The 17,507-nt window shown below is 59.1% G+C and carries 19 protein-coding genes and 1 tRNA gene; 8 read left to right on the top strand and 12 right to left on the bottom strand.

Annotated elements, in window-relative coordinates; translation table 11 throughout:
• Nucleotides 1-6: 6 nt before the first annotated feature.
• The 8 genes from acsF to DXY33_RS09165 all read right to left on the bottom strand — a co-directional run bounded on the left by acsF (nucleotide 7) and on the right by DXY33_RS09165 (nucleotide 6,174).
• Entirely contained in the window at nucleotides 7-1,077 is a 1,071-nt protein-coding gene (acsF, locus tag DXY33_RS09130) for a magnesium-protoporphyrin IX monomethyl ester (oxidative) cyclase (protein ID WP_114989126.1), read from the bottom strand.
• A gap of 66 nt (nucleotides 1,078-1,143) precedes the next feature.
• Nucleotides 1,144-1,581: a DUF2996 domain-containing protein gene (locus DXY33_RS09135; RefSeq protein WP_115132607.1), complete on the bottom strand. Its 438-nt coding sequence runs from the start codon at nucleotides 1,579-1,581 to the stop codon at nucleotides 1,144-1,146.
• Nucleotides 1,582-1,626: 45 nt separating this feature from the next.
• Nucleotides 1,627-2,112, bottom strand: a complete 486-nt coding sequence (locus DXY33_RS09140) for a hypothetical protein (protein WP_115132608.1) — start codon at nucleotides 2,110-2,112, stop codon at nucleotides 1,627-1,629.
• Nucleotides 2,109-2,717, bottom strand: coding sequence for a flavin prenyltransferase UbiX (locus DXY33_RS09145; RefSeq protein WP_115132609.1), 609 nt, complete (start codon nucleotides 2,715-2,717; stop codon nucleotides 2,109-2,111). The genes DXY33_RS09140 and DXY33_RS09145 overlap by 4 nt, the downstream gene beginning before the upstream one ends.
• Before the next feature lie 3 nt (nucleotides 2,718-2,720).
• On the bottom strand, nucleotides 2,721-5,057 hold the full coding sequence (locus DXY33_RS09150; RefSeq protein WP_115132610.1) for an RNB domain-containing ribonuclease: 2,337 nt from the start codon (nucleotides 5,055-5,057) through the stop codon (nucleotides 2,721-2,723).
• Nucleotides 5,058-5,157: 100 nt separating this feature from the next.
• Nucleotides 5,158-5,475, bottom strand: coding sequence for a TMEM165/GDT1 family protein (locus DXY33_RS09155; RefSeq protein ID WP_115132611.1), 318 nt, complete (start codon nucleotides 5,473-5,475; stop codon nucleotides 5,158-5,160).
• A gap of 2 nt (nucleotides 5,476-5,477) precedes the next feature.
• Nucleotides 5,478-5,810, bottom strand: a complete 333-nt coding sequence (locus DXY33_RS09160) for a TMEM165/GDT1 family protein (RefSeq protein ID WP_115009029.1) — start codon at nucleotides 5,808-5,810, stop codon at nucleotides 5,478-5,480.
• The gene (locus DXY33_RS09165) at nucleotides 5,800-6,174 is read right to left on the bottom strand and encodes a YkgJ family cysteine cluster protein (protein WP_115132612.1); all 375 of its coding nucleotides are present in this window, start codon (nucleotides 6,172-6,174) and stop codon (nucleotides 5,800-5,802) included. Before DXY33_RS09165 ends, DXY33_RS09160 begins: the two co-directional genes overlap by 11 nt.
• 108 nt (nucleotides 6,175-6,282) lie before the next feature.
• Between DXY33_RS09165 and psb30 the strand changes: the two genes are divergently transcribed.
• On the top strand, nucleotides 6,283-6,390 hold the full coding sequence (psb30, locus tag DXY33_RS09170) for a photosystem II reaction center protein Ycf12/Psb30 (protein WP_025362280.1): 108 nt from the start codon (nucleotides 6,283-6,285) through the stop codon (nucleotides 6,388-6,390).
• Nucleotides 6,391-6,400: 10 nt separating this feature from the next.
• Here the strand turns inward: psb30 and recJ are convergent, their stop codons facing one another.
• Nucleotides 6,401-8,299: a single-stranded-DNA-specific exonuclease RecJ gene (gene recJ, locus DXY33_RS09175; protein ID WP_115132613.1), complete on the bottom strand. Its 1,899-nt coding sequence runs from the start codon at nucleotides 8,297-8,299 to the stop codon at nucleotides 6,401-6,403.
• Between the two features lie 32 nt (nucleotides 8,300-8,331).
• Between recJ and DXY33_RS09180 the strand changes: the two genes are divergently transcribed.
• From DXY33_RS09180 to DXY33_RS09190, 3 genes are read left to right on the top strand one after another with little or no spacing between them, the layout of a single operon-like run.
• Nucleotides 8,332-9,111: an HAD-IA family hydrolase gene (locus tag DXY33_RS09180; protein WP_115132614.1), complete on the top strand. Its 780-nt coding sequence runs from the start codon at nucleotides 8,332-8,334 to the stop codon at nucleotides 9,109-9,111.
• The gene (locus DXY33_RS09185) at nucleotides 9,108-9,419 is read left to right on the top strand and encodes a DUF565 domain-containing protein (protein ID WP_115082266.1); all 312 of its coding nucleotides are present in this window, start codon (nucleotides 9,108-9,110) and stop codon (nucleotides 9,417-9,419) included. Before DXY33_RS09180 ends, DXY33_RS09185 begins: the two co-directional genes overlap by 4 nt.
• On the top strand, nucleotides 9,409-10,386 hold the full coding sequence (locus tag DXY33_RS09190) for a phosphoribulokinase (protein WP_115132615.1): 978 nt from the start codon (nucleotides 9,409-9,411) through the stop codon (nucleotides 10,384-10,386). Before DXY33_RS09185 ends, DXY33_RS09190 begins: the two co-directional genes overlap by 11 nt.
• Here the strand turns inward: DXY33_RS09190 and rpmF are convergent.
• Nucleotides 10,350-10,526, bottom strand: a complete 177-nt coding sequence (gene rpmF / locus DXY33_RS09195; protein ID WP_006851068.1) for a 50S ribosomal protein L32 — start codon at nucleotides 10,524-10,526, stop codon at nucleotides 10,350-10,352. The two genes, DXY33_RS09190 and rpmF, sit on opposite strands and share 37 nt — an antisense overlap.
• An 87-nt stretch (nucleotides 10,527-10,613) precedes the next feature.
• On the opposite strand from rpmF, the gene ftsH reads away from it, so the two are divergent.
• Together ftsH and DXY33_RS09205 are read left to right on the top strand one after the other, a co-directional pair.
• The gene (ftsH, locus tag DXY33_RS09200) at nucleotides 10,614-12,413 is read left to right on the top strand and encodes an ATP-dependent zinc metalloprotease FtsH (protein ID WP_115132819.1); all 1,800 of its coding nucleotides are present in this window, start codon (nucleotides 10,614-10,616) and stop codon (nucleotides 12,411-12,413) included.
• On the top strand, nucleotides 12,410-15,154 hold the full coding sequence (locus DXY33_RS09205) for a UPF0182 family protein (protein WP_115132616.1): 2,745 nt from the start codon (nucleotides 12,410-12,412) through the stop codon (nucleotides 15,152-15,154). Before ftsH ends, DXY33_RS09205 begins: the two co-directional genes overlap by 4 nt.
• A 43-nt stretch (nucleotides 15,155-15,197) precedes the next feature.
• Here the strand turns inward: DXY33_RS09205 and DXY33_RS09210 are convergent, their stop codons facing one another.
• On the bottom strand, nucleotides 15,198-15,800 hold the full coding sequence (locus DXY33_RS09210; RefSeq protein ID WP_114989138.1) for a peroxiredoxin: 603 nt from the start codon (nucleotides 15,798-15,800) through the stop codon (nucleotides 15,198-15,200).
• A 121-nt stretch (nucleotides 15,801-15,921) separates the two neighbouring features.
• Between DXY33_RS09210 and DXY33_RS09215 the strand changes: the two genes are divergently transcribed.
• Both DXY33_RS09215 and DXY33_RS09220 read left to right on the top strand, forming a co-directional pair.
• Entirely contained in the window at nucleotides 15,922-16,230 is a 309-nt protein-coding gene (locus tag DXY33_RS09215; RefSeq protein WP_115132617.1) for a hypothetical protein, read from the top strand.
• Between the two features lie 47 nt (nucleotides 16,231-16,277).
• Nucleotides 16,278-16,351, top strand: a tRNA-Met gene (locus tag DXY33_RS09220).
• A gap of 60 nt (nucleotides 16,352-16,411) precedes the next feature.
• On the opposite strand, the gene DXY33_RS09225 is transcribed toward DXY33_RS09220, so the two are convergent.
• Nucleotides 16,412-17,461 (bottom strand): peptidoglycan DD-metalloendopeptidase family protein, encoded by a 1,050-nt coding sequence (locus tag DXY33_RS09225; protein ID WP_170951007.1) that lies wholly within the window; start codon nucleotides 17,459-17,461, stop codon nucleotides 16,412-16,414.
• Nucleotides 17,462-17,507 lie beyond the last annotated feature (46 nt).

The following is a 17,507-nucleotide window of genomic DNA, read 5'->3' on the forward strand; positions in this document are numbered from 1 at the left end:
ATCCCCTCAGCGCACAGCTGGCTGGAAACGATCGCTGTCGATCGCTGGCATCAGGAACAGCTTGGCCATTTCGGCACCATTTCCGATCCAGAAGGGCAGCTTGCGGAGCACTTTCAGAGGAGCGATGGCATCGCTGGCATCAGCCTTTTCCAATGCGGCGTTGTTGGCCACCAGCCGTTCGAGGCGTGTCCAGAACTTGTCGTTGTTCACATCAAGAACAACTGGGAAAACGCGAGCAGACGTTTCGTTGGTCTTCTCGATCACCATCTTGTCGTAGGTGCGAGCGTCCAATCCGAGAGCCTCGTAGAACTCCTTGCGGGCCACGTCGCGCACGTACATGGTGGCAAACACCGCCAGCAGGAAGAAGCGGCACCAGAGTTTGGCGATGGGGCCACGAACCGTGTCCGGTTGGGCCTTCATCAGGGCATCAAAGAAATCACCATGACGGTTTTCGTCCTGACACCAGTTCTCAAAGAAGTTGAAGATCGGGAAGATCTTGCTGTCGGGGTTCTTTTCGAGGTGGCGGTAAATGGCGATGTAACGCCAGTAGCCGATCTTTTCAGACAGGTAGGTGGCGTAGAAGATGAATTTCGGCTTGAAGAACGTGTAGTCCTTGTTCGCGGTCAGGAAGCCGAGATCCAGCTGCATGCCGAAATCACTCATCGACTTGTTGAGGAAGCCGGCGTGGCGAGCTTCATCCCGAGCCATGTGAGCAAAGCACTCGGCCAACAGAGGGTTCTTCGCCTTGATGCGGCGGCTCAGTTCCTTGTAGAGCAGGAATCCTGAAAATTCCGATGTGCAGCTCTGCTCAAGGAATTCGATAAACACCTTGCGGGTCTCAGGATCCAGCTTGTCCGCAGCACCCTCGAACTCCTCGTTACGAACGAAGTGGTGGCGGTTGTAATCCTTCCTGAACTCTTCACAGATGGCTTCAAGTTCAGCCTCATTGGGCTGAAGGTCCATTGCCGCCATCGCTTCGAAATCGGTGGTGTAAAAGCGAGGGGTCAGGATTGTGTCCTTGACAGGATCCTTGATGGCTACGGCGCTGCCTTCTGCCACGGCGGTGGGAGGGACCATCAGTTGCGGTTCACGATCCTGCCAATGTAGGCGTGTCAGCCCAACCCCCGAGGCCAATGCGGGCGGTTAGTTACCTCCCAGCCACTTTTGGCCGTTGAGCCGTTGTAAGAGACGGGAAACGAGAAGGGGCAAAGACATCCGCTTCTCATCGATCAGAAAGCTCTCCAGCAGCGTTGGCTCGCTGCCGGCATCAGCCAGGGCAATCACTTTGGCGCTGTTGATGTCGGCCTTGGAGAAGCAGACCCAGAAGCGGCGGCCCCCTGGAAGCTCACCAACCACCATTGGACATTCACCACCGACAACGGGACGCTGCCCATCCACGCGCTCGAGCCGATCAGCGGTGATGTCATGTTCGGCCAACTGTTTGGCGACGGCCGGCAAAAACAGTGTGTCGATGAATTCAGGGAAGGGCTTGTCCTCCGGCTTGGGCGGCTTCGCTTTCGGCGCCGCTTTGGCAGGGACCTCTTGACCTGAAGACTGCTTCTCGACTGGGGTTTCGCTCACCGATCCAGCATTGCTGGCGCAACTGTAAGCAGCTTGGTGCGCTGCTTACCAGTTCGCCTCCGGATCATCTCCCCAATCACTGAACTCCTGAGAAGGAGAGCCCACGGCTGAAGTGCCGGATGAAGCGTCTGACTGCGGGGGGACTGACGAAGGGCGTTGAATCACGCGGTAGGCCACAGACACCGTTGGAGCCGGTTCTCTCACATCTCGTTCGGGGCCTGGTTTTGTGCTGGATCTGGGTGTCGGTTCGTAGTCGGTGTAGCCCCTCTCCTCAAACTCCGGTTGAACAGAGGAACGCCTTTGGCGACTCAGAGGACGCTCCACTGGGGAGACCAAAACCGCTGCGACAGCGGCTCCGGCCGCACCACCAACGCCAGCCAGCGCTGTCCACGCCCCAATGGGGAGCGGAGGTGTTGTCCAAACCAGCAGACGGATCCGGGTCTTGTCTCCGACATTGGTGGCCGAAAGAACCAGCAACGCCAGCAGTGGCGCCAGGCAGGGAATCAGCAGCAACCGCTGAAACATGCTCATTCCAGGGGGCCCTGCCAGCGCTTCAGGGGTGCAAGGTCCTCCTCCAGGCCGTCGAACAGGCGCACCACCAGAAAGTCCACCATCTCCTCCAAGGAATCGGGCCGGGTATACCAGGCCGGAATGGGAGCGGCAATGGTGGCTCCAGCTTCAGCGAGGCCGGTGAGGTTGCGGAGGTGAATCAGGTTGAAAGGCATCTCCCGGGGAGCAATCACCAGGGGCCGACGCTCCTTGAGATGCACATCCGCACAACGTTCGATCAGATCTGCGGCGATACCGGCATGGATCCGCCCGACGGTTCCCATGCTGCAGGGAACGATGACCATCGCCCGGGTTCTGTAGCTGCCACTGGCAATGCAGGCAGCCTGATCATTCCAGCGATGACAGGTGAGCTCGCCACTCTCCACCGATAGCCTCTCTCGCCAGAACGCACGTTGTTTCAGGGGATCAACAGGGATCGTCAGGCCCTGTTCCGCACGAAACACCTCATGGGCACCATGGCTGAGCACAAGATGCACGGAGCGCCCGCGCTGCAGCAGCAGCTGTAGGGCACGCTCGGCCAGGGGTTGAGCGGATGCACCGGTGACAGCCAGAACGTAGGGATGCATCACTCAGCGCTCGCTGAGGGCAACGGGCAGCAACTCCGAGGATTCAGGCGCTGAGGATTCAGGTTCCGTGGAGCCCTTGGAACCCTGACTGATGACCTCAAGGTCGATCTGGTTGCGCAGAACATCCACATTGATCACGCGCACCTGTACGGCGTCGCCAAGTTGATAGGTCTGACGGTTCTTGCGCCCGACCAAGCGATTCTGGCGTGATCTGTATTCGTACCAGTCATCGTTGAGGGAGCTCACATGCACCAGCCCTTCAACGCGACTTTCACCAACTTCCACGAAAAAGCCATAGCTCTGCACACCACTGATGCGCCCTTCCACCTGTTCGCCGATCAGGGGTTGGGCTGAACGGGCCTGGATCATCGAAAGCAGATCCTTTTCCAGTTCCAACACCTGACGCCGTCGCGTGTTGAGCCGCTGCACGGTGCGCTCGTTCACCAATCCGTTCAACTTCTGGTCCTGGGATGCGGTGAACAGAGGCCACGTGAGATCAGCACCGGCACCCTTGAGGCCAAGCTTCAGACGCGTCTTGTGACGGACGGTTGGACGATCCTTGGCATCGGTCAGCAGCGCAACGATCACTTGTTGGTTCACCAGGTGGGCGTAGTGCTGGGTGGCACAGGTCCATGGGGTCAGTGAGCTGTTCCGGCTTGACGCAGCAACCTCGTCCCCATCGGAATCTGCTGCCGCAGGGGGGGGCTCTGTGGATGCCACAAGGGTGAGAGGTGGCAGGGCGTGACTGAGTTGTTGTTCCAGCACCCGGCGCTGACTGCTGTCTTTGAACACCTGAACTAGCTCTGAAGCTGATGGACAGCCGTCGTCATCCAGTTCAAGGGGAAGATCCAGGGCAATGGCTGTCTTTGCCACATCGGTGAGCACGCTGCCATCGGGTTCATCCGCTTCAACGGTGATGCCCGGCAGTTGGAGCTCGAGTCGTTGTGCGGTCCACGCACGGTCGGCGGCCCTCAACAGAGGCTGAAGGAACGCATGGGGGTCGACCGGGTTGAACGCATCAACCCAGCGATGCCGCAACCCGGAGGGATCTGCGCAGCAGAGGTCACCAAGGGCCTCCAGCTGTGGGGAGCAGAGATCGAGCTGCACAACCCCGTTGGCAAGCTCCTGCTCCAACAACAGCGTGCTGCAGAAGCGCAGGGTCTCCAGCTGACCGAGTTGGTCTTTGATCGGCTTGAGGGCGGTCGGGACGCTGCGTGCCTTGGGTTTGCGTTCCGCCAGGGCGACCAACTGATCGGTGCTCACCTCGGCGACGGGGCGCACCGTGCTGAGCATGAACTCCCAGTCGCTCACCTCACCGTTGGCAGAGACGTCGAGCCGAACGCTGATGGCATCAGCCTCGGACCCGGCCGAGAAGCTGGTGGCCTTGTGGAGGGCCGGAGTGAGAAGAGGTTGCCAGACTTCACCGAGACAAAGGGCTTCACCGCGGTCGCGCAGGCAGGCATCGAGGCTGTTGCCCAGACCGATCCGCTCGCCCACGCTGGGCGCATGGACCCAGAGGCGACAACCGCCTTCCCTGGCTTCAACGTGCACGGCAGGTAACCCCGGTGCATCGTCCTGACTCCATCCTTTGAGCAGCAGCGACGGTTGTGCGGTGAGATCGACCCGGCCTTTGGACGCAGGGGTTTTGCCAGAGCTCCTGGGTGCCGTTGGACGGTCCTGGAGACCAACCTTGGTCAGCAGCAGGTCCCGGTCGGCTGCTGGTCCGCCATTGAGCGGGAGAGATCGCACAATGTGGCCGGCCGCAGGATGCTGAGCCACGGGATAGCGATCGATGCACACCTCGACAACGCTGGAGACCTCATCACCGGCCAGATGCTTGGAATCCTCTGCTGGAAGCTCAATGCCGGCAAGCACTCTGTCGTCCAAGGGGGAGGCGAGCAGCTTGTCGCTCTGCTGCTCCACCTGAGCCAGGAGAGATTGCGTGGCCCGTTCCAGGATGCATTGCACACCTCCTTCAGGAGAGCGGCGGCGTCCGCCCTCCCGCGTCACCCGCACCAGCACACGATCGCCATTCCAGGCGTGGTTCAGCTGATGGTCACGGATGTAGATGTCCTCGCCGCCGTCATCGCGAATGGCGAAGCAGAAGCCTTTGCTGCTGCAACGCAGGCGAGCATCAATCAGATCACTCTCCTGGGGCCGTGTGAGACCACCCTCACTGGTCTTTTCGATCACACCGATTTTCATCAGTGATGAAACGGCAAGCTCAAGCGCCGCTTTATCTGTCTTGTTGCTGAGCTTGAGGATCTTGGCCAGTTGGTCGGGCTCAGAGGAGTGCTCCGTTGAGAGCTGATCCAGCAGATCGGCAACCGTAAATTTCATCGTGGCGTGCGCAGAAACCGACCATCAGAGCCGGGAGAGAGGGAAGGGGTGGTCGACGCTCTTCAGCAGGCCGTGCAGAGTCAGCCCTTCAAAGATCACTTTAGGACTCAGAAGTTTGATCCCCGTCCGAGTTGGCTTCACCATCACGGACGAGAGGAACCAGCAAGCGGCCACCGATCACGAGGAAACCAACGGAAGCCAGCAGTTGAAGCAGATCGCTGGGAATCACGGTTGCAACGGAACCACCAGCGAAGGCCCCCAGCAAACTGGCCAGAACCAACGCCGATGATGAGCCGAGAAACACAGCCAGGGGGCGATTGGACGTGCCACTGATGGCAACAGTGGCAAGTTGGGTCTTGTCACCGAGTTCGGCCAGGAACACGGTCAAGAACGTGGAGATCAGAAGGGGAAAATCCATCGTCAGCTCGCTGCATTGAGCCAAAGGGAGCTGGCGGCCTGAAGACCGAGCCAGATGCCGAGCGCCACCATCAGCACCCCAGCCATCAGTTCAAGACGCTCAGGCGGAAGGGTTTTGGCCAACCATTGACCGACGAGAACGCCCACAAGGCTGGATGAAATCAACGCCAGCGCGGCACCGATGAACACCAGAACAGGAGAGCCGGACTGGGCCGAGAGCAACAGCGTTGCCAACTGGGTTTTGTCGCCCAGTTCAGCCACAAACACTGTGGTGAAAGTGCTGAACAGCACGGCAGCAAAGCTGCGCGACTCAGGGCTTGTTTGCTCACTCGTCAACAGAACCTCCCGCGGTCTGAGCGCGCTTGAACCTACGCATCACGCCACTGCGGCCGCCATAGGTGCTGCGGATCTGTTGTTGGCAACAGGTGATGGCGAAGGCATCGAACTGATCATCGGGAATGTCAAAAAGACGGCCCAGACCACTGACACGACAGAAATCAGGACGCTCCTCATAAATCCTGCAGCGCTGACTGCCCGTGTCGTAGTGGATGCACCAGCCATCAGGGCCAACCATGGCCAGATAGGTGCGTTGTTGCTCTTCGTTCAAAGCCGCCAGAGCATCAGCCCGTTCCTCCGGAGCGAGTCGGCAACAGGCTCCACAGTGTTTGATGCAGGACCATTGCGGCGTCTCTCGGCTCATGATTGAAGCTGTGACAAGCCATCACAGAGATCAGAGCCAATCCGTCGCACTTGGGACAGAGCCCCGTAGCCTGGGAGGCGTAACGATTTTGGACAGCGCTGCATCGCCATGGGCTTTGACATTCACCTGATCGCCAACTTTGCCGCCCTGGCGATGATCACCATTGCCGGTCCCGCTGTCATCTTCATCCTCTTCTACCGCCGCGGCGCACTCTGATCGCCTCGTTTTAAGGACGTAGCCCCAACCCAAGGCAGGCTTCCTCGATCAACTGAATCACCCGCTGATCCCTCGCCAGATCGTTGTCGCTGGTGAGGGATTGTTCTTGTTGAATGCTCGCCTGAAGCGTCTCACCCTCGCCATTGGTGAGCTTCAGACCTGAACTTTCCGTCAACTGGGCGGTGTACTGCCGTGTGCCGCGGTCGATCAACACCAACGCCGTATGGGCACGGATGGCCTTGAGCTCCAGCTGCAGACGCTGTTCACCCTGCCAACGGTTGATCGAAATGCTGTAAGCCACGTCACAGCATGCGGGAACAGGCGCCGCTGGATCCCATCGCCAGGCGATGGCGCGACGCTCACTTTCACCCTGGCGCAGCGTCAGGGCCAGGTGTCCTCCTTTGAGGTCGCGCCGATCCTCAACGCTCACACCCCGTGACCAGAACAGCGGTTTGGGATGACCGATGCCGAAGGGGGCCAGGGATTGCAGGTGGCGCCACAGATCCCAGTTCACATCCTGCAACTGCAGCAGAGCGTCAGGTTGCACGTGACGCCCCTGGGCCTGGGTCATCAACCAGCCATCGGCTTCGGCGCAGAGGCGCTCATGCAGGGCATGCACGTATTCCGCTTTAACGGTGAATCCCCCGGCAGCGGGATGGCCTCCAAAGCGGGTCAGTAGATCACTGCAATTGGAGAGGGCACGATCCACCGCGAAGCCGATGGGTCCCCGTACCGAAGCCCGCAGACTTCCATCTCCATCACCGGCCAGAAGAGCTGTGGGGCGGTGATAGCGCTCCATCAGCCGCGCAGCAACAATGCCAATCACCCCGTGGTGCCAGTGGCTTTGCGCCAACAGCAGGAATGAGGGGAGAGTGTCACTGGACTCCGCTTCCACCAGCGCCACGGCCTCCGCTTCAATCGCGTCGCAGAGATCCCGTCGCTGGCGGTTGTAATCATCACAACGGCGTGCGAGGGCCATGGCTGAATCGGGATCTTCAGCCGTGAGCAGATCCACCACAAGCCTCGGTTCCCCAAGGCGGCCCACTGCATTGATGCGCGGTGCAAGCTGAAACCCGATGTCTTCTGCCGTCAGCGGACGTTCCCCGAGACCCGCCAGGCGCTGAAGCGCTTGCACGCCCTTGCACTCGGAGCGATGCAGATGGTTCAGCCCCTCCAGCAACCAACTGCGGTTGGCCCCCACCAGAGGAGCCATATCGGCCACCGTGCCGATGCAAAACAGATCCCGGGCCACGCGGATGGCTTCTGGTTTGTTCAGAACATCGGCAACGGCATGGGCCAGCACATAGGCCAGCCCCACACCGGCGAGTCCGCGGTAAGGCGAGCCCTCCGGGGTGGTGGCCGGATGAATGAGCGCAGTCATGGGCGGCCGTTGCGCCGGGATCGTGTGGTGATCGGTCACGATCACCTGCATCGACAAACTTGCGGCCAGTTCGAGGGCTTCCCTCGCGGCAACACCGTTATCAACGGTGACCAGAAATCGCACGCCATCGTCGTAGAGCCGCTGCACCATGGCGGGATTGAGGCCATATCCCTCCTCCATCCGCGAGGGGATAGCGGGTTCCGGCTCAGCACCCAACGGGGCCAACGCCCGCAGTAACAACGCAGTGCTGGTCATCCCATCGGCGTCGTAATCACCACAGATGGCGACGCGTTCATGGGAACGGCAGGCCTTTACCAAGCGCGTACAGGCCTGCTCGAGATCGGGGAAATGATCACGTGTGGGCGGTAGATCACCAGGGGAGAGAAAGCTCTCGGCCTCGGATGTGGAGCTGAATCCCCTGCGCCGCAACACACAGCGCAGCGACAGCGGCAAATCAAGCCCTTGCAATGGCGATGGTTCCACCACGGCTGGAAGGGACCAGGACCAATGCAGCGGAACAGCCGGCAAGGGAACGCAACAGGCGGTGATGTCCCAGCATTGTGCCGTTGCTGCTCCTCAAGGTGAACAGGCTTTCAGCGGTCTTCTGGGATGTGGATGGCACCTTGGCCGACACGGAAATGGACGGTCATCGACCGGCCTTCAACCTGGCCTTCCAGGAACTGGATCTTCCCTTTGTTTGGGATGAAGCGCTCTATAACAGGCTGCTGGCGATTCCTGGCGGGCTGCGCAGGGTGAAACTCCACGCTGAAACATGTGGGGTGCATCTCAGCCAGAATCAACTGGACCAGGTGCGTGATCGCAAACGCGTCCATTACCTGGAACGGGTCCGCCAAGGGCATGTGAATCTCCGTCCCGGAGTGAAGAGGCTTTTGCAGGAGTTGAACAGGGCCGGCGTGCAGCAGTGGATCGTCACCTCCAGCGGATCGGCCTCGGTGATGGCTCTGCTGGAACAGATCCAGAAGCAAATCCCCAGCTTCGATGGGGTGGTGACATCGGATGACGTTGCTTCAGGAAAGCCAGCACCGGACGGCTACCGACTCGCTCTCGAACGCAGTGGGGCCAACAGTGTTGCCAGCCTTGCCATCGAAGATTCTGCGGCAGGTCTTTCGGCGGCAAGAGCCGCAGGTCTGCGTTGTCTGCTGACCCCTTCCCTCTGGGATGCCGATGCTCTGCGTGAGTCCGGGGACGAGGCTGCTGCGGTGTTGAATCACCTGGGGGACCCTGGACAGCCAGCAACCGTGCTTTCCGGTGCCTCTTGCCAGGAGGGGGCAGTAACGCTGAAGTATCTGGAGTCCCTGCTGTCGGTGCCGGATCGATGAGCTCAATCCAGCGCACACGTCTGGCGGGGCTTCAGAACGCGTGGGGCGCTGGGATCCGGCGGTCCTGGTCTGGCCCCTGGTGGCGTCGCAGCGCTTCGTTGCTGCTGCTGCTGTTCGGATTTTTCATCGGCAGCAACCTTCCCGTCTACATCCTGGATGCTGTTGAACTCAGGACGTACACAGCGTTCTATGCCCTCATCGCCTGTGAATTGATGGTTCTTGGGCGCCGTCGTCTTCCCTGGCTGGACAACCTCCGGCTTGGATTCGTTTACGCCGTTGTTCTGGAGGCGTTCAAAGTTGGATCCTGAGGGCCAACGAGTCATCCCCAGCAAGGATCAGCAGCGGTTGCTGCAGCATCTCGAGTTGGGCGACCTTCAGAGTTGGTCTGCAATGCAGCGCAACTCTGGGTGGCATCGGGTCGCCATCGATCACTGGCATCCTCAGGCGACACCGGATTGGCTCTGGTCTGTTGGTCTGCCGCTTCTGAACCTGGGCCAGCAGTGGCAGGGACAACGCCGACTGCTCGGATTCAGTGCTTTGCCAGGTTGCGGGAAAACCACCCTGGGGCAGTGGATTGAAGCTGCCGCACGGCCACTTCACCTCTCGATCCAGGTGGTTTCGCTCGATGACTTTTATTTCGAGGCCGAACGGCTTGATGCGGCGATGAAGGGCAACCCCTGGGGTGTGCCTCGTGCGCTTCCTGGCAGCCATGACCTGGAGCTCCTGCAGGAGTGTCTTCAGACATGGCGACAGGGTGAGAACGTTCTGATGCCCTGCTTCGACAAAGCCAAACGCCATGGCCGAGGAGATCGAAGCGGTTGGCGCCGTTGCGATGCAGACTTGCTGATTTTTGAGGGTTGGTTTGTGGGCTGCAGCCCAAATGGCGACGCAACTGCGGATGAGCCCCATCTCGAGAGCCCCCTAACGGCGCAGGAGTTGGAGTGGCGCCTGAAGCTGCAACCCGTGCTCGCCCACTACGAACCCACCTGGAGGTGTTTCGATCAACTCTGGCAACTGCGAGCAACCGACTTCAACGCGCCTTGGCGATGGAAGCGCCAACAGGAAGCCACCCTTGAAGCGGAACGCGGTGCGTCGCTGTCGAATGCCGCCTTGGATCGTTTTATCCGCATGATTCTCTGCTCGCTGCCATCGAGCAGTTTTCACACCATGAGAGCGGATGTTGTTGTGGAGGTGGATCCGGATCGAACTCTGCGGCGGATCCACCTCCCGAGTTCGACTCAGGATTCGCCGTCTTCGGACTCACTCACCGGATAAACAAAACCCTGGGCGCGGCCACTCAGCACGGACTTGCCGATGGACATGGCGCGCTGGGCGGCAACGGCTGCCTTGGCCTTCCAGGTGGCGCTGCGCTGGTTGCGCTTGGCCTTGGATGTTTTCTTCTTCGGGACGGCCATTGCGCCTGGTGAATTTCCAAACCGAGATTGTCTCGTTTGAAACCCCCTTGCGTCAAATCGCTAGGCTCCGTGCAGCGCAATGAAGACGTGGCACCAGGTTCGGACGACTCCAGTGGTTCCGCGGCCCCTCAGAAGGCTCAACCTTCTTCGATTCAGGGTTTTTGGACGAAGCAGGACACGGTGAGTTACTCCACCCTGCTGAGAGATATCGATGCGAAAGAGATCAAACAGTTGGATCTTGTGCCCGGTCGTCGGGAGGTAAGAGTCCAATACAACGATGGCCGACGGGTCACCGTTCCTGTTTTCGCCAACGACAACCAAATTCTTCGGGCCGCTGAAAGCTCCGCCACGCCCCTGACGGTTGTTGACATCCGCCGCGAACAAGCAGGACGCGAACTGGCGGGAACCCTGATGTTGGTTCTGCTGGTGGTGGTCGGCTTGTCGTTTCTGTTGAAGCGTTCAGCTCAAATGGCGAATAGAGCTCTTGGGTTTGGGCGTAGTCAACCTCGGTTGAAACCCCAGGAAGACCTTCAGCTTCGTTTTGAGGATGTTGCCGGCATCAACGATGCGCGGCTGGAACTTGAGGAGGTGGTCACCTTTCTCAAGCAGCCCGAGGCCTTCATCCGCCTGGGCGCCAAGATTCCGCGGGGAGTGCTGCTGGTCGGCCCCCCTGGAACCGGGAAAACACTTCTTGCCAAGGCGATTGCAGGCGAGGCGGGCGTGCCGTTCTTCTCCATCGCGGCCTCTGAGTTTGTTGAGCTGTTCGTGGGTGTTGGTGCGAGCAGGGTTCGCGATCTGTTCCGCCAAGCCAAGGAAAAGTCCCCCTGCATCGTTTTCATTGACGAAATCGACGCTGTGGGTCGCCAGCGGGGTGCTGGTATCGGTGGCGGCAACGATGAACGGGAGCAGACCCTCAACCAACTCCTGACGGAGATGGACGGCTTTGAGGAGAACTCCGGTGTGATTCTGCTGGCGGCCACAAACCGTGCCGACGTGCTCGACACCGCACTTTTGCGTCCAGGACGCTTCGACCGGCGCATTGATGTGGGCCTTCCCGATCGCCGAGGTCGCGAGGCAATTCTTGCCGTTCATGCGAGAACTCGCCCCCTCGACGACGCGGTCTCGCTATCGGATTGGGCGAGCCGCACGCCGGGTTTTTCCGGGGCTGACCTCGCCAATCTTCTCAACGAAGCGGCCATCCTCACGGCCCGCCAGAACATGCTCCGTATCGGTCAGTTCCAGCTGGAGGGGGCCTTGGAGCGGATCACCATGGGGCTGAGCAATAGTCCCTTGCAGGACAGCGCCAAAAAACGGCTAATCGCCTATCACGAGGTGGGTCATGCCCTGGTGGCCAGTCTTCTTCCAGCGGCCAACGCGGTGGACAAGGTCACGATTCTTCCCCGGGGAGGGGCCGGTGGTTACACCCGCTTCATGCCTGACGAGGAGGTGCTTGATTCCGGGTTGATCACCCGCTCCTCCTGCCTCGCTGATCTGGTGGTGGCCCTGGGGGGACGAGCAGCTGAGCAAGTGGTTTTCGGGTCGCTCGAGATCACCCAGGGAGCCAGTGGAGATCTCCAGATGGTGGCGCAACTCGCACGGGAGATGGTGACGCGCTTTGGCTTTTCCAGCCTCGGACCGATGGCCCTCGAGGGTCCGGGTACGGAGGTTTTTCTGGGGCGCGATTGGTTCAACCAACGGCCGGGATACGCCGAATCCACTGGACAGGCCATCGACGCTCAAATCCGCCAGCTCGCCAAGAGTGCTCTGGCGCAGGCCATCGCCCTGCTGGAGCCCCGCCGTGAGTTGATGGATCAACTGGTGGACGTTTTGATTGCCGAGGAAACGATCAACGGTGATCGATTCAGAGACATCGCTGGCCTCCCATGAGACGCCTCCTCCTTCTGCTACCGCTGGTTGTTGTTGCAGCCCGGATGCAGATCGAGTGGCTCTGGTTCGATCAGTTCGCCTGGAGCGACGTTCTCCTCAAGCGCTGGCTTTTGCAGCTTCTCTTCGCCTGTGTGGCGATGCTGCCGCTGCTGGCAGCCCAGGCCTGGTCAAGGCAATTCAGGCAACACAGCTCGAGTTCATCCAAGGCGATGAGCCTGACCAGATGGGCCTTTGGATTCACGCTGTTGATCAGTGGTGGTGCTGTGCTGATCAGTGCCTTGCTCACGCTGGATCTGTTGGCGTTGGCCATCCACGATCCGTTTCAGCTTGGGGAATGGCAGCCAGTGCCGGGGCTCCAGCACCGCATCAGCTCAGCTGCAGGACTTGTTCAGGCAGGGGCGATAGGGCTTGCGATGGCCTGGCCGCGGTTGAGGCTGTGGCTTGCACGGATCACGGCGGGTTCGCTGGTGGCTGTCGTCAGCCGTGCGTGGGGCATCTGGTCGCTGGCGCTATGGATTCCCGATGAATCCACAAGAGACCCCTTGCTGGGAGCGGATCTGAGCTTCGGCTTGGGGCGTTTTGCCGGATTGCATCTGGCCCTGGACCTGCTGCTCTTGGCTACCGCGTTCACCCTCGCCTTTGAGCTCTGGCGGGTGCTGGCGAGCTCAAAATCGATTTCTGACTGGGCCAGTCCAGCCTTCTCTGCGCGACAGATCCAACTGTTCAGGTTGCTTTCGGCGGTTCTGCTGTTCGGAGCGGCGGGGCAGGTGTGGTTATCGAGGCATCAGCTGCTGTGGACCCAACACGGCCTTGTGGCAGGGGCGGGCTGGCTCCAGGCCCACATGACCCTTCCGTTGCGCGGCTTCGCAACACTGCTGCTGGTGCTGATCGCATGTGCACTGCTTGTCCCGTGCCGGCGACGCCTCCGTCAGGGCCTTGCACTGGTGTTGGTGTCTCTTGTGGTGTTGGAAACGGTGGCAACTCCGTTAACGCGCTGGCTGGTGGTGCGGCCAAGGGAATTTGCACTGCAAGAGCGCTATCTGAACAACGCCATTGAGGCCACGCAATGGGGCTTCCAGTTGGATCAGATCAAGAGTCAAGTCGTCGACCCGACAAGGTTCAGCGCCGCTGATCGCGAGCAAGGTGTTAGCACGCTCGAAAATGTGCGTCTCTGGGACAGCAGCCCTCTGCTGGAAGCCAACCGGCAACTGCAGCAACTGAGGGTGTATTACCGCTTTTCCAATGCAGCTGTTGATCGCTACCCGCTGAATGAAAACAGCGATTCATCGCAGCAAGTGATCCTCTCGGCCCGCGAATTGGATCAATCCGCGTTACCGCGTCAATCCAAAACCTGGCAGAACCGTCACTTCATCTTCACCCACGGCTATGGATTCACCGTTAGTCCGGTGAATGACAGAAGCAGTGATGGCCTTCCCTCGTATTTCATTAAAGGTCTTGGCCCAGAAACAGTCATTGCGGGAAATCCTGGACTGGGTATTGAACGATCGGAGGTGCAGAAGGCTATCCCCGTTGGTGATGCAGCGATCTATTACGGGATGCTTCCGTCGCCCTATGCAATCGCTCCAACGCAGATTGAAGAATTCGACTACCCAGAAGGCGACATCAATGTGATGACGCACTATCAGGGTTCTGGCGGAGTACCGATTGGATCCTGGCTTCAACGATTCGCAGCGGCTGTTTATCTACGTGACCCTCGACTGCTGATCACCACAACGATCAATGCTGATTCCAAACTTTTGATCCGGCGTGATGTGCGCAGTCGGGTTAAGGCCATCGCTCCCTTCATTGATTTTCGTGGTGAGCCCTACCTGATCTCCATTCCAAACCCTGAGCAAGACAGCTCAAACACCACCAAGGCAACTTCAGGACAACGGAGCCAGCATCAGTATTGGGTTGTCGAGGGTTACACCCACAGTTCAACCCTGCCCTACAGCGCTGCGGTATCAGCAGATGATCCCGATCGCTATTTAAGAAACTCAGTGAAGGCCATCGTTGATGCCTACAACGGCAGCATTCGGTTTTTCATCTCGGAGCCTGAGGATCCAATCGTGATGGCCTGGGCTCAGGCTTTTCCAGGCTTGATGGAGCCGATGGAGGCAATGCCAAAGCCTTTTCTTGATCACCGCAGAGTTCCTGAGGACTTCTTCAATGCCCAGGTCAACCAATTGAAGCGGTACCACGTTTCGAATCCCAGAATTTTCTACAACGGTGATGATGTTTGGCAGGTGCCAAGCGAGATCTACGGCGGCCGAAAAGTTGATGTAGCTCCTTATCACATCACGGCTCAGCTTCAAAGCAACGACAACTCTGAATTTCTGCTGCTCCAACCCCTGACCCCTTTATCAAGGCCGAATCTCACGGCGTGGTTGGTGGCTCGGAACGATGGCGATCACTACGGTGAACTGAAACTGATCGACTTTCCCAAAGACAAATACATTCCGGGGCCGGAACAGGTTCAGGCTCTGATCCATCAGGATCCAGATGTGAGCGAGCAGTTTGGTCTATGGGATCAGGAGGATCTGGAACTCCTGCAGGGAAATCTTCTTGTGCTTCCCGTGGGCTCCGGACTTCTCTATGTGGAACCGGTGTATCTGCGCACCAAGAAGGTGGGGCTGCCTTCTCTGGCCAGGATTGTTGTGAGTGACGGCCGATTGGTTGCCATGGACCGCGACCTCAATCTTGCTTTGGATCAACTCATGAAAAAAGCCCCACCCGTTTGACGGGCAGGGCAAAACGAAATGACGGATCGGATTGATCGAACGATCAGCCGATGGCGGAGAAGTACTCCTTGGAACCCTTGGGGTCAGGCTTCATGGTCTTTTCGCCAGGAGTCCAGTTGGCAGGGCAAACCTCGTCGGGGTTGGACTGCACGTACTGGAAGGCCTGCAGAACGCGCAGGGTTTCATCAACGTTCCGTCCCACAGGCAGGTTGTTGATGGTGGCGTGCATGATCACACCGTCAGGGTCGATGATGAACAGACCACGCAGGGCAACACCCTCAGCCTCGTCGAGAACGTTGTAGGCCGTGGAGATTTCCTTCTTCAGGTCGGCAACGAGGGGATAGTTAATATCGCCCAGGCCACCCTGATTGCGAGGGGTCTGGATCCAGGCCAGGTGGCTGAACTGGCTGTCCACGGAAACGCCGAGAACCTCGGTGTTCTTGCTGGAGAAATCGGCGTAGCGGTCGCTGAAGGCCGTGATCTCAGTAGGACAAACGAAGGTGAAATCCAGCGGATAGAAGAACAGCACCACGTACTTGCCCCGGTACTGGGACAGGGTGACTTCCTTGAACTCCTGGTCCACCACAGCGGTGGCTGTGAAATCAGGGGCCTGCTGGCCCACACGCAAGCAACCGGTGTCGGTCATGTTCGGGAGGTGAATGAGTGAGCTGAAGGCCGCAAACGACTTAACACGTAGTCGATTCGACTTCCAGTTTCAGGATTGAACCTATCACGACACTAGCCATCCGTCGCCATAAACTCAGTTGATGACTGACCAACTCACGAGCTGGGATCCTGCGCTCCTGCGCAAGTTCAGTTCCACCGGACATTTCCGTCTGTTGAACCAGCTTAAGGGCGATCTGCGCAAGAAACCCCTGGATCGAGACCAGCGCACTGGTCAGCTGAAGACTCTGGGCGGGAATCGCGGCGCAACCCGACGTTCAACGGCAACGCGGAGCATCGAGCCGGCCCCAACTCCAGCTCCAACACCTGTTGTTGAGACGGCAGCCCCACTCACCAAGGACGATCAACCGAAATCCTTCCGCGATCGCCTCAATGCCATCGACATGCGCTGAGGCTGAACCCCTGAGATGTATGATGAGCACTGGCCTGAAGGGCCTTCGTCAGAGTAGCTCAGCTGGTTAGAGCACAGGATTCATAACCCTGAGGTCGGGAGTTCAAGTCTCCCCTCTGACATTCATTGATTCGCTGTTGATCAGCTCGTTCGAACCCTTGTTGGGTTCGAGCATGCCTGATTCAGGCCTTGCGTGCCGGTAGTTTGACCAGGGGATTGAGGGCAGCGCCACCGGCCCGACGGATTTCAAAGTGAAGGTGAGGACCGGTGCTACGTCCGGTGCTTCCCATCAGTGAAATGCGAGACCCACGGGGAACAATCTGCCCTTTTTTGACCAAAAGACGGCTGTTGTGCGCATAACGCGTGAATTCGCCATCACTGTGGGCGATTTCAACCAGATAGCCGTAGGCACCTCTCCAGCCGGAAAATGAAACGATCCCATCACGGGCCGCAACAACGGGAGTGCCAGTGTTGTTGGCGATATCAATGCCTTTGTGCATGCGTCCCCAGCGCCACCCATAACCAGAGGTGAAAACCCCCTTGGTGGGCCACTGGTAACCAACAATCGGCGGCTTCAGGCTTTCGGGCTGATCGGCTGAAGACGACAGGGGGCGATCAGGCCATGCATCACCTCCACTGCTGAGGGGGCGTACAGCCAGGAGTGACTGACCCGAAGTGGCTTCAGCGATCTGCAGTTCCTGGCCAATCGTCAAAGCACTCAGCTGAAGGCCTGGATTCCAACTCAACAGCTGCTGTTGCGTCACGCCGTGGCGTTTGAGGAATGACGCCAGAGAGTCTCCGGTCTTGATTTTGGCCGTTGCGCTAAGCGGTGGTGGGGCAACCAACGGAAGCGTCTCACGTTCACTGGAGCGGTTGAGTGACGACAACGTCACGGCAACAAGCCGTACAGAGTCCGGTAGGGAAAGCCAACTCTCTTTTTCAAAAACGTGGGAGCTTGGCACGTTGTTCAACGAGGCCAGCTGCTCACGATCAAGCTTCAACAGCTCGGCATAACGCCGCAGGGACGTGGCACGAACAACTTGGAACCAGACCTGACTGCTGGAATCGACTTTGCTGACAACAGCAACGGGATTGTTCGGGGAGAGAGCTGGCAGAGGGGGCAGCTCGGCAAGATCAAAAGTGGCGTTATCGGCAATCCCGGGCAGAGAACTCCACAAACCCAGGGACAGAACAGGGGTTACAGCAGCTGCCAGAGCAAGCGTTGCGCGCATGAAACCACTGAGACGCGTTGAAAGTAACGAGCCGAACATCCCCGCG

Source organism: Synechococcus sp. N26 (assembly GCF_900473975.1).
Classification (GTDB): Bacteria; Cyanobacteriota; Cyanobacteriia; order PCC-6307; family Cyanobiaceae; genus Parasynechococcus.